General features: G+C 68.7%; 9 protein-coding genes and 1 riboswitch. All 9 genes read left to right on the top strand.

Annotation, left to right across the window (positions count from 1 at the left end; all coding sequences use genetic code 11):
- Nucleotides 1-278: 278 nt before the first annotated feature.
- A complete protein-coding gene (locus SD37_RS29710) occupies nucleotides 279-641 on the top strand; it encodes a four-helix bundle copper-binding protein (RefSeq protein ID WP_236725143.1) in 363 nt (120 codons plus the stop codon).
- Nucleotides 642-765: 124 nt separating this feature from the next.
- Nucleotides 766-859, top strand: a riboswitch (glycine riboswitch).
- 141 nt (nucleotides 860-1000) lie between these two features.
- Nucleotides 1001-3835 (top strand): aminomethyl-transferring glycine dehydrogenase, encoded by a 2835-nt coding sequence (gcvP, locus tag SD37_RS29705; RefSeq protein ID WP_083255117.1) that lies wholly within the window; start codon nucleotides 1001-1003, stop codon nucleotides 3833-3835.
- A gap of 8 nt (nucleotides 3836-3843) precedes the next feature.
- The gene (gene gcvT, locus SD37_RS29700; RefSeq protein ID WP_044855434.1) at nucleotides 3844-4935 is read left to right on the top strand and encodes a glycine cleavage system aminomethyltransferase GcvT; all 1092 of its coding nucleotides are present in this window, start codon (nucleotides 3844-3846) and stop codon (nucleotides 4933-4935) included.
- A 17-nt stretch (nucleotides 4936-4952) separates the two neighbouring features.
- Nucleotides 4953-5330 carry a glycine cleavage system protein GcvH gene (gcvH, locus tag SD37_RS29695; protein WP_044855433.1) on the top strand — a complete coding sequence of 126 codons (378 nt, stop codon included), beginning with the start codon at nucleotides 4953-4955 and terminating at the stop codon, nucleotides 5328-5330.
- A gap of 1 nt (nucleotide 5331) precedes the next feature.
- Nucleotides 5332-6615: a serine hydroxymethyltransferase gene (glyA, locus tag SD37_RS29690; RefSeq protein ID WP_044855432.1), complete on the top strand. Its 1284-nt coding sequence runs from the start codon at nucleotides 5332-5334 to the stop codon at nucleotides 6613-6615.
- Nucleotides 6612-7613 carry a lipoyl synthase gene (gene lipA, locus SD37_RS29685; RefSeq protein ID WP_044855431.1) on the top strand — a complete coding sequence of 334 codons (1002 nt, stop codon included), beginning with the start codon at nucleotides 6612-6614 and terminating at the stop codon, nucleotides 7611-7613. The genes glyA and lipA overlap by 4 nt, the downstream gene beginning before the upstream one ends.
- Nucleotides 7614-7629: 16 nt before the next feature.
- Nucleotides 7630-9012, top strand: a complete 1383-nt coding sequence (locus SD37_RS29680) for an L-serine ammonia-lyase (protein WP_044855430.1) — start codon at nucleotides 7630-7632, stop codon at nucleotides 9010-9012.
- Between the two features lie 88 nt (nucleotides 9013-9100).
- On the top strand, nucleotides 9101-9823 hold the full coding sequence (locus SD37_RS29675; RefSeq protein ID WP_037303662.1) for a FadR/GntR family transcriptional regulator: 723 nt from the start codon (nucleotides 9101-9103) through the stop codon (nucleotides 9821-9823).
- Between the two features lie 86 nt (nucleotides 9824-9909).
- Nucleotides 9910-11805, top strand: coding sequence for a transglycosylase domain-containing protein (locus tag SD37_RS29670; protein WP_044855429.1), 1896 nt, complete (start codon nucleotides 9910-9912; stop codon nucleotides 11803-11805).
- Nucleotides 11806-11808 lie beyond the last annotated feature (3 nt).

The raw sequence follows: 11808 nt of genomic DNA, 5'->3' as shown, positions 1-11808 counted from the left end.
TCCCAAATCCTCCACACTCGGGGGTGCGCCGGGTTCCGGGGCATGTCCTGATCCCGTGTTGATCAAGCCATGCGACCGGGCGCGAACCCCGCCTCCATGGAGGAGGGACACTCAACGCCCTGTCGGGGTGTCGGCATGGGCCGCGTTTAGTCCTCTGGATGCGTCACTCGTCCCGGTGGCCGGGATGGCGGGCCGCTGACCTGCGCTGTAGGTCTGGGATCGCGGAGCCGTCCGGCTCCCGAGCCCTGGAACAGCGGAGGCCAAGGATGACCCGGCAGATGAGCACCGCCATGCGTGACTGCATCGACCTGTGCAACGAGTGTCACGTCAGGTGCGAGGAGACGATGACGCGCTGCATGGAGGTCGGCGGCGCCAAGGTCGGGATGATGATGGTGACCTGCGCGGACATGTCCCGCATGTGCGCCGACATGATGATGCGCTGTTCGGCCATGGTCGCCGACCTCGAAATGATGCGCATGTGCGCGAAGATGTGCGGCCTGGCCTCCCAGATGATGCGAATGTGCGCCCAGGAGTGCGCCAAGACCGGCGACGCCGAACTCGCCGACGCCGCCGACATGATGACGCGCTGCGCGGAGCTGTGCGGCACCATCACCGCCGAGATGATGATGGAGAACGCCTGATCGCCGAGACGCGCCCGGGCACGTCGGGTGTCCGGGCGAACGGCACAAGTGACGTGCCCGGCCAGAAGTAGACGTGCGCCGAACACGCCAGGTACGGTGTGCGCACAACTACAGACAGGGCCGTTGAGCTGGAGCGGGAGAGCCCTCACGAACGTGGTGGGGCACCGAAGGAGCAAACTCCCCGGAATCTCTCAGGTATCCACTACCGCTTCCGCGAGGCCACTCTGGAAAGCAGGCGCGCAAGTGCGTCTCACCCAAGGTGAAAGCCGCATTACCGTGCGGTGAAACTCTCAGGTGCCATGACAGAGGGGGAGTTCCCAGCGCACCGGTCTATCCGGCGCCTGACCCAAGGAGCTCCCTTGACCAGTACGTCCTTCGACGACCGGCACATCGGCCCCTCGGAGTCCGAGCAGGCCAAGATGCTCGCCGAGGTCGGCTACGGCAGTCTCGATGCCCTGGTGCAGGCCGCCGTGCCGTCCGCGATCCGGGTCACCCGTGACCTCGAACTTCCCCCCGCCGCGTCCGAAGAGGATGCCATCGCCGAACTTCGCGCGCTCGCCGCGCTCAACAAGCCGATGACGCAGATGATCGGCCTCGGCTTCCACGACACGGTCACCCCGGCGGTCATCCGCCGCAACGTGCTGGAGAACCCGGCCTGGTACACGGCGTACACGCCGTATCAGCCGGAGATCTCGCAGGGCCGTCTCGAAGCCCTCCTCAACTTCCAGACCATGGTCTCCGAGCTGGCCGGGCTCGCCACCGCGAACGCCTCGCTGCTCGACGAGTCCACCGCCGTCGCCGAGGCCGTCATGCTGATGCGCCGCGTGTCGAAGGCGAAGTCGAACAAGGTCGTCCTCGACGCCGAGTGCCTGCCGCAGACCATCGCGGTCGTCCGCACCCGCGCCGAGGCGATGGGGGTCGAGGTCGAGGTCCGCGACCTGCTCACCGGCCTTCCCGAGGAGTTCTTCGGCGTCGTCGTCCAGTACCCGGGTGCCTCCGGTGTGCTGCGCGGCGCGGGCTTCTACTCCGCCATCTCCGAGACCGCGAAGGCCGCCGGCGCGCTGTACACCGTCGCCGCCGACCTGCTCGCCCTGACGCTGATCACCGCGCCGGGTGAGTTCGGCGCCGACATCGCCGCCGGATCCACCCAGCGCTTCGGTGTCCCGCTCGGCTACGGCGGCCCGCACGCCGGGTACATGGCCGTCCGCGCCGGGCTGGAGCGGTCGCTGCCGGGCCGTCTCGTCGGGGTTTCGGTCGACGCCGACGGCAACCCCGCGTACCGCCTCGCCCTGCAGACCCGTGAGCAGCACATCCGCCGCGAGAAGGCGACGTCGAACATCTGCACCGCGCAGGTCCTGCCCGCGGTGCTGGCCGCGATGTACGCGGTCTACCACGGTCCCGACGGCCTCAAGCGCATCGCGACGCGCGTCCACGAACTCGCCGCCGGCCTCGCGGACGCGCTCCGCACCGGGGGCGTCGAAGTCGTCCACGAGGGCTTCTTCGACACGGTCCTCGCTCGCATGCCCGGCCAGGCCGAAGCGGTCGTCGCCGTCGCGCGTGAGAACGGCATCAACCTCGGCCCGGTCGACGCCGACCACGTGCGCATCGCCGTCGACGAGGTCACCACGCCCGCGATCATCGCCAAGGTGCTCAACGCCTTCGGTATCGACGCCGCCGACACCGCGGCCGCCGGAGCGCTGCCCGCCGGTCTCGACCGCGAGAGCGAGTACCTCACCCACGAGGTGTTCCACTCGCACCGCTCCGAGACCGCGATGCTGCGCTACCTGCGCAGCCTGTCCGACCTCGACTACGCGCTCGACCGCGGCATGATCCCGCTCGGCTCGTGCACGATGAAGCTCAACGCCACCACCGAGATGGAGCCGATCAGCTGGCGCGAGTTCGCGGGGATCCACCCGTTCGCGCCCGCGGACCAGGCCGAGGGCTACCACGTGCTGGTCGAGCAGCTCGCGGGCTGGCTGGCCGAGGTCACCGGCTACGACAAGGTGTCGCTGCAGCCGAACGCGGGCAGCCAGGGCGAACTCGCCGGTCTGCTCGCGATCCGCGCGTACCACCACGCGAACGGCCAGGCCGAACGTGAGGTCTGCCTCATCCCGTCGTCCGCGCACGGCACGAACGCCGCCTCCGCGGTCATGGCCGGCATGCGCGTCGTCGTGGTCAAGTGCACCGATGAGGGCAACGTCGACCTCGACGACCTGCGCGCCAAGGTGGACGCCCACCGCGACACGCTGTCCGCGATCATGGTCACCTACCCGTCCACCCACGGCGTGTACGAGCACGGCATCGACGAGCTGGCCAAGATCGTCCACGACGCGGGCGGCCAGGTCTACGTCGACGGCGCGAACCTCAACGCCCTGCTGGGCCTGGCGAAGCCGGGTGAGTTCGGCGGCGACGTCTCGCATCTGAACCTGCACAAGACCTTCTGCATCCCGCACGGTGGCGGCGGCCCCGGTGTCGGCCCGGTCGCGGTGCGCGCGCACCTCGCGCCGTACCTGCCGAACCACCCGCTGCTGGAGAAGGCCGGTCCGGAGACCGGGGTCGGCCCGATCAGCGCCGCCCCGTTCGGCTCGGCGTCGATCCTGCCGATCTCGTGGGCGTACGTCCGCATGATGGGCGCCGGCGGGCTCACCGCCGCGACGCAGGTCGCGGTCCTCGCGGCGAACTACGTGGCCAAGCGCCTCAACCAGCACTACCCGGTGCTCTACACCGGCCAGGACGGCCTGGTCGCGCACGAGTGCATCCTCGACCTGCGCGGGCTCACCAAGGAGACCGGCGTCAGCGTGGACGACGTCGCGAAGCGCCTGATCGACTACGGCTTCCACGCCCCGACCATGTCGTTCCCGGTCGCGGGCACGCTGATGGTCGAGCCGACCGAATCAGAGGACCTCGGCGAGATCGACCGTTTCTGCGACGCGATGATCGCCATCCGCGCCGAGATCGACGCCGTCGCGCAGGGCCGCTGGTCCGCGGACAACAGCCCGCTGCGCAACGCCCCGCACACCGCCGAGACCCTGGTCGGCGACTGGGACCTGCCGTACGACCGCGAACTGGCGGTGTACCCCGCCGGGGTGAACCGCAAGGCGAAGTACTGGCCCCCGGTGCGTCGCATCGACGGCGCGCGCGGGGACCGTAACCTCGTCTGCTCCTGCCCGCCGCTCAACGCCTACGAGAACTGAGGCACTTGATGTCGAAAGAGACGTCTCTGCACGGAGTCCACAAAGGACTGGGTGCGCTGTTCACCGACTTCGCGGGCTGGTCGATGCCGATCCGCTATTCCAGCGAACTGGCGGAGCACAAGGCGGTCCGCGAGGCCGCGGGCCTGTTCGACCTGTCCCATATGGCCGAGATCGAGGTGACCGGACCGCAGGCGGCCGAGACCCTCGACTACGCGCTGGTCGGCAACCTGTCCGGCGTCAAGCCGGGCCGGGCGCGTTACACGATGATCTGTGACGCCAGCGGCGGCGTGCTGGACGACCTGGTCGTCTACCGGCTCGCCGACGAGAAGTTCCTGGTCGTGGCCAACGCCGGCAACGCCGACGTGGTCGCCGGGGCGCTGGCCGAGCGGGTCTCCGGTTTCGACGCGGTCGTCGAGAACAAATCCGAGGACGTCGCGCTGATCGCCGTCCAGGGTCCGAAGGCCGTCGAGATCCTGGGCGCGGTCACCGACGCCGACCTGGGCGCGCTCAAGTACTACGCGAGTGTCCCGGCCGTCGTGAAGGGTCACGACGTCCTGCTCGCCCGCACCGGCTACACCGGCGAGGACGGCTTCGAGCTGTACGTCCCGGCCGGTGAGGCCCCCGCCGTCTGGCGCATCCTGACCGACGCGGGCGAGCCGCACGGTCTGCTCCCCGCCGGGCTCGCCTGCCGCGACACGCTGCGCCTGGAAGCCGGGATGCCGTTGTACGGCAACGAACTCAGCCTCCAGCTGAGCCCGTTCGAGGCCGGTCTCGGCCGCGTCGTCAAGTTCGAGAAGCCCGGCGACTTCGTCGGTAAGGCGGCCCTCGAGGAACTGTCCAAGAAGGACGTTCCGCGCGTGCGTGTCGGGCTCAAGGGGGCCGGTCGTCGCGCCCCGCGTCACGGCTACACGGTCCTGTCCGGCGAGACCGAGATCGGCGAGGTCACCAGTGGTGCCCTTTCGCCGACCTTGGGTTACCCGATCGCCATGGCCTATGTGGACCGGGAGTACAGCGAACCCGGCACCGAGCTCTCCGTCGACATCCGGGGTCGTATCGAACCCGTCGAGGTCGTCGCCCTGCCCTTCTACTCCCGCGCCTGAAAGGCCCTTGAATCACCATGAGCATCCCCCAGGACCTGAAGTACACGAAGGAACACGAGTGGCTGCGCGTCGAGGACGGCGTCGCCACCGTGGGCATCACCGCCTTCGCCGCCGAGTCGCTCGGTGACATCGTGTTCGTCCAGCTTCCTTCGGTCGGTGACACGGTCACCGCCGGCGAGGTGTTCGGCGAGGTCGAGTCGACCAAATCCGTCAGCGAGCTGTACGCACCCGTGGACGGCGAGGTCGTCGAGGTGAACGAGGCCACAACGGACACCCCCGAGGTCATCAACTCGGATCCGTACGCCGAAGGATGGCTCCTGAAGGTGCGTCTGTCCGGCGACGTGCCCGCACTGCTCGACGCCCAGGCCTACGCCGTGCTCACCCAGGAGAGCTGAAATGGGAGACGCTTCTTTGTTCAACGCAGCCCTGTCCGAAGTGGACCCCGAGGTCGCCGCGGCCGTCGCCGCCGAACTCGACCGTCAGCAGTCGACCCTGGAGATGATCGCGTCGGAGAACTTCGCCCCGGTGGGCGTGCTCGAGGCGCAGGGTTCGGTGCTGACCAACAAGTACGCCGAGGGCTACCCCGGCCGTCGCTACTACGGCGGTTGTGAGCACGTCGACGTCATCGAGCAGCTGGCGATCGACCGCGCGAAGGCCCTGTTCGGCGCCGAGCACGCCAACGTCCAGCCGCATTCGGGCGCGCAGGCCAACGCCGCCGCCATGGTCGCGGTGCTCAACCCCGGCGACACCATCCTCGGGCTCGACCTCGCCCACGGTGGTCACCTGACCCATGGGATGAAGATCAACTTCTCCGGCAAGCTCTACAACGTCGTCGCCTACCACGTCGACAAGGAGACCGGGATCGTCGACGTCGAGGAGATCGAGCGCCTCGCCAAGGAACACAAGCCGAAGCTGATCATCGCCGGCTGGTCGGCGTACCCGCGTCAGCTCGACTTCGCAGAGTTCCGCCGCATCGCCGACGAGGTCGGCGCGAAGGTCATGGTCGACATGGCGCACTTCGCCGGTCTCGTCGCCGCCGGGCTGCACCCGAGCCCCGTGCCGTACGCGGACATCGTCACCACGACCACGCACAAGACCCTCGGCGGTCCGCGTGGCGGCATCATCCTGTGCCGCCAGGAACTCGCCAAGAAGATCAACTCGGCGGTGTTCCCCGGTCAGCAGGGTGGCCCGCTGGAGCACGTCATCGCCGCCAAGGCCGTCGCGCTGAAGGTCGCCGCGAGCGAGGAGTTCCGCGAGCGTCAGCAGCGCGTGCTCGAAGGCGCGAAGATCCTGGCCGACCGCCTTTCGCGCACGGACTGCGCCGAAGCGGGCGTCCGCGTGCTGACCGGCGGCACCGACGTGCACCTGGTGCTCGTCGATCTGGTCAACTCCACTTTGGACGGTCAGCAGGCCGAGGACCGGCTGCACTCGGTCGGTATCACGGTCAACCGCAACGCCGTCCCGTTCGACCCGCGCCCGCCGATGGTCACCTCGGGCCTGCGGATCGGTACCCCGGCGCTCGCGACCCGCGGCTTCGGTGCCGAGGACTTCGCCGAGGTCGGCGACATCATCGCCGAGGCGCTGCGTCCCGACTTCGACGAAGATCTGCGCCAGTCGCTCTCCGCCCGTGTCGAACTTCTGGCCAAGAAGCACCCGCTGTACGCGGACCTCAACCGATGAGCGCGGTCCCCGAGGGGCGCAAACTTCTCCGGCTCGAAGTCCGCAACGCGCAGACCCCGATCGAGAAGAAGCCGTCGTGGATCAAGACGCGCGCGCGGATGGGCCCGGAGTTCACCGAGCTGAAAGGTCTGGTGCGCCGCGAAGGCCTCCACACCGTGTGTGAAGAAGCGGGTTGTCCCAACATTTACGAGTGCTGGGAAGACCGTGAGGCCACCTTCCTGATCGGTGGGGATCAGTGCACGCGGCGGTGTGACTTCTGTCAGATCGACACGGGTAAGCCCGCTGCCCTGGACCGGACTGAGCCGCGCAAGGTCGCCGAGAGCGTGCAGGCGATGGGGTTGCGCTATTCGACGGTGACCGGTGTCGCCCGTGACGATCTGGAAGACGGTGGTGCGTGGCTGTACGCCGAGACCGTGCGTCAGATCCACGCGCTCAACCCGGGTACCGGTGTGGAGTTGTTGATCCCGGACTTCAACGCCGATCCCGACCAGTTGGCGGAGGTGTTCGGGTCCCGGCCGGAGGTGCTGGCGCACAATGTGGAGACGGTGCCGCGGATTTTCAAGCGGATCCGTCCCGGTTTCCGGTATGCGCGGTCGCTGGAGGTCATCACGAAGGCTCGTGAGGCTGGTCTGGTGACGAAGTCGAACCTGATCCTCGGCATGGGTGAGACTCCGGAGGAGGTGGTTCCGGCGATGCGGGATCTGGTCGACGCGGGCTGCGAGATCCTGACGATCACCCAGTATTTGCGGCCGTCGCCGCGGCATCATCCGGTGGACCGGTGGGTGAAGCCGGAGGAGTTCGTCGAGCACTCCAACGCCGCCGAGGCGATGGGTTTCGCCGGTGTCATGGCCGGGCCGCTGGTGCGGTCGTCGTACCGGGCGGGGCGGTTGTTCGCGCAGACGAAGGCACACCGCGGCGAAGCGCTGTCGGAGAATCTGGCACACCTCGCCGCCGAAGGACCAGCCGCTCAGGAAGCCAGCTCCTTGCTGGCCAGATAGGAAGGAGGGCGGATCAATGGCGATCAGCGTCTTCGACCTGTTTTCGATCGGTATCGGTCCCTCCAGCTCCCATACGGTGGGCCCGATGCGGGCGGCGCTGACCTTTGTGGACGGTCTGGCCGCCGACGGTGACCTCGCCGCCACGACGCGTGTCCAGAGCGAGCTTTTCGGTTCGCTCGGCGCGACCGGGTTCGGGCACGGCAGCGACAAGGCCGTGCTGCTCGGGCTGTCCGGGGAGCGTCCGGAGGAGATCGACACCGACACGGTGCCCGGCAAGATCGCCGGAATCCGGGAATCGGGCAGGCTGCGGGTGCGGGGCGAGCACGAGATCGTGTTCGTCGAGGACACCGACCTCACCATGCACCGGCGGAAGTCACTTCCCGCGCATCCGAACGGGATGATCTTCCGCGCGTTCGACGCCGACGGGAAGGTGCTGCGCGAGCGCACCTACTACTCCGTCGGCGGCGGGTTCGTGCGCGACGAGTCCTACGAGACCGACGCCGATCACGCTCCAGTAGTCGAGGACTCGACGCGGCTGGAGTTCCCGTTCCGCACCGGCGCGGACCTGCTGAAGCACTGCGCGGACACCGGGCTGCCGATCAGCGAGATCATGCTGCGCAACGAACTCTCCTGGCGTACGCGAGAGGAGGTCCGTGAAGGCCTGCTGGAGATCTGGCAGGTCATGGTGGAATGCGTGCGCAACGGCTGCGAGCACGAAGGCGTCCTGCCCGGTGGGCTGAAGGTGCCGCGCCGGGCGAAGGCGTTGCACGAGAAGCTGCTCGCCGAAGACGGCGTCGGCGATCCGCTGTACGCGATGGACTGGGTGAGCCTGTACGCGCTGGCGGTCAACGAGGAGAACGCCGCGGGCGGCCGGGTCGTCACCGCGCCGACCAACGGCGCCGCCGGGATCATCCCCGCCGTCCTGCACTACTACCAGCGGTTCATCCGCGGGTCTTCGGACGACGGCATCGTGACGTTCATGCTCACCGCGGGCGCGATCGGCTCGATCCTCAAGCAGACGGGTTCGATCTCCGGCGCCGAGGTCGGCTGCCAGGGTGAGGTCGGTTCGGCCAGCGCGATGGCCGCCGCCGGGCTCACCGAGGTCCTCGGTGGTTCACCCGCACAGGTGGAGAACGCCGCCGAGATCGGCGTCGAGCACCATCTGGGGCTGACCTGCGACCCGGTCGGCGGGCTGGTGCAGATCCCGTGCATCGAGCGCAACGCCGTCGGCGCGTCGAAGGCGATCCACGCCGCGCGGATGGCGATGCGCGGCGACGGTTCGCACGTCGTGACGCTGGACAAGGCGATCAAGACCATGCGCGAGACCGGTGCCGACATGAGCGTGAAGTACAAGGAAACCGCACGCGGCGGCCTGGCCGTCAACGTCATCGAGTGCTGACGCCTCGCAGTTAGTCTTCTGGATGCGGTCCATGCGCGTGCAACTACCGCATCCAGAGGACGAAACGCGGGCGGCCTAAACTCGAAGGGTGGAGTCGAGCACGGTCGTGAACGCGGGTGACGCGCTGTTCCGCCCGGTGCGCGCGGGCAACGCCTTCGAGGAGACCGTCGAAAGGCTGCTTCAGGCGATCCGGCTCGGCGTGGTGGGCGCGGGGGAGCGGCTGCCTTCGGAGCGGGAACTCGCCGAGCGGCTCGGGGTCAGCCGGGTGACGCTGCGCGAGGCGATCCGCGCCCTGGCCGACGCCGGATACGTCGAGTCGCGCCGCGGGCGTTACGGCGGCACGTTCGTCAACGACGCCCTGCCCGATCCGCCCGCCGCCGAGGGGCGGAAGGTCGACAACGCCACCCTCGAAGACGCTCTCGGCCTGCGGCACGTCTTGGAGACCGGCGCCGCCGAGATGGCGGCGTCGCGTTCCCTCACCCCGGCCGACCGGCAGCATCTGACCAGCACGCTCGCCGAGGCCGCCGCGGCCGACCTCGGCGACTACCGGCGCAAGGATTCGCGGCTGCACCTGGCGATCGCCGAGGTCACCGCGTCCGGCTCGCTGACCACCGCGATGGCCGACGCGCGGATGCGGGTCAACCAGCTGCTGGACATGATCCCGCTGCTCGAACCGAACCTCGAGCACTCCAACGCCCAGCACGAGGCGATCGTCGACGCGATCCTCGCCGGGGACCCCGAGGCGGCCCGCCGGGCGATGACCGAGCACGTCGAGGGCACCGCTTCCCTGCTTCGCGCCTTCCTGGCCTGACATCGCGCCAGGCGCGCAAGCAGGAAAATGACACGATTCGGTGATTTTCCCACAACCTTTTCCCTCATTCGGCCGTCTTAGCCGACGTGGAAAACCCGGATGACGAAACCGCACCCGAGTCGGAAACCACGGCCACCCCGCCGCCGGAGGGGAAGAAGCGCAGGTGGCGCCGGATCGCCGCCTGGACGTTCGGCCTCCTGATCGGCATCCCGGTGGTCGCGTTCGGGATCGCGTACGTCCTGCTCGACGTCCGAAGCCCGCAGGAGGTACTCGCCGGCCTCGACAAGACCGTCGTCCTGCAGAACGCGGACGGTTCCGAACTGCTCAAGGTCGTCCCGCCGGGCGGCGACCGGCTGTTCGTGCCCTACGACGCGATCCCGCCGAAACTGCGCGACGCGATCGTCGCGACCGAGGACCCGACCTTCTGGGACAACGAGGGCTTTGACCTCACCGGTCTCGGCCGGGCGCTGGTGACCGGCGTCGGCGGCGGTTCGGGGATCACCCAGCAGTACATCAAGAAGTCCACCGGCAACGAGGACGCCACCCTCACCCGCAAATTCTCCGAACTGGTGCTGGCCACGAAGATCACCCAGCAGCAGACCAAGAAGGAGATCTTCGAGAGCTACATCAACATCATCTCGTTCGGCCGCGGCACCTACGGCCCGGCATCGGCGATGAACGCCTACTTCGGCCGCAAGCTCGACAACTCGATGACGTGGAGCGAGGCCGCCTTCCTCGCCGGGATGATCCAGTCGCCTTCGGTGCACGATCCGTACGCCTCGACCCACGAGCACGCGATGAAGCGCTGGTCCTACGTGATGAACAAGCTGGTCGCGCGGGACTATCTCAGTCAGGCCGAAGCGGTCACGATGACCTATCCGGAGGACGCGATCCAGGCGCCGTCGGAAACCCGCGCCGGCCGCGTCAGCTACGAGAAGTACCACATCAAGCAGCAGGTCCTCGCCGAACTGGAGCAGGTGGGCTTCCCGCTGGACCGGCTCCGCGGCGGCGCGATGAAGGTCGAGACGACCATCGATCCGCGTGCCCAGGCCGCGGCCGAGAAGGTGGTCAAAGAGCGGTTGCAGGGGCAGCCGGAGCATTTCCGGGCCTCGCTGGTCGCCGTCGAGCCGGGGACCGGCGCCATCCGCGCCTACAACGGCGGCGGCTGGAGCGTGCACGACTACGCCGGCACCCCGTACGGCACCGGCTCGGCGTTCCATCCCTTCACCCTCGCCGCCGGGCTCAAGCAGGGCGTCAACGTGGACGAACCGCTGAAACCGCCGTCCGAGGTCGACTTCCTCGGCGAGACCTTCAAGTTCCAGGACCAGTGCGGGGAAGCCGGGAAGTGCACGCTGCGCGAAGCTCTCGGACGGGACGCGCAAGGGCCGTTCGTCGACCTGGCGAAGCGGCTCGGCGCGGAAGCGGTCCGGAACGGCGCCCGGGCGGCGGGCATCCCCGAGACCGTCGACGGCGGGGTGACCTTGCGCGAGAAGGACGGGTTCCTGATCGGCCCGGGGATCGCGGTCGGCCGGTATCCCTTACGGCCCAGCGACATGGCCGGTGCCTACGCGACGTTCGCCGCGGAGGGCGTCCGCGCCACCCCGCATCTGGTTTCGAAGATCCGGGACGAGCACGGCGAAATCGTGTGGGAGCGGCCTTCGGACCAGGCGCCCGCGTTCGACGACGACGAAGAGCTGAGCCGCCGGATCGCGGGCACGATCAGCCGCGTGCTGACCACCGGGCTCAAGGACCGTCCGGCGGCGCTGAAGACCGGTGACTTCGAGTTCAACGAAACCGGGGACAACGCCGGCGGCTGGGCGGTCGGCTACACGCCGCGGCTTTCGACGGCGGTCTGGGTCGGTTCCGACGAGCCGCGCCGGATGCGCGACGCCGCCGGGGAGAAGCTGACCGGCAAGACGATCCCGGCCGAGATGTGGCGGCGCTTCATGGGCGACTTCCACCAAGGACTGCCGACCCGGTGACCG

Origin of the sequence: Amycolatopsis orientalis (assembly GCF_000943515.2) — a bacterium.
GTDB lineage: Bacteria > Actinomycetota > Actinomycetes > Mycobacteriales > Pseudonocardiaceae > Amycolatopsis > Amycolatopsis orientalis.
This window is presented reverse-complemented; position numbering and strand designations above follow the sequence as displayed.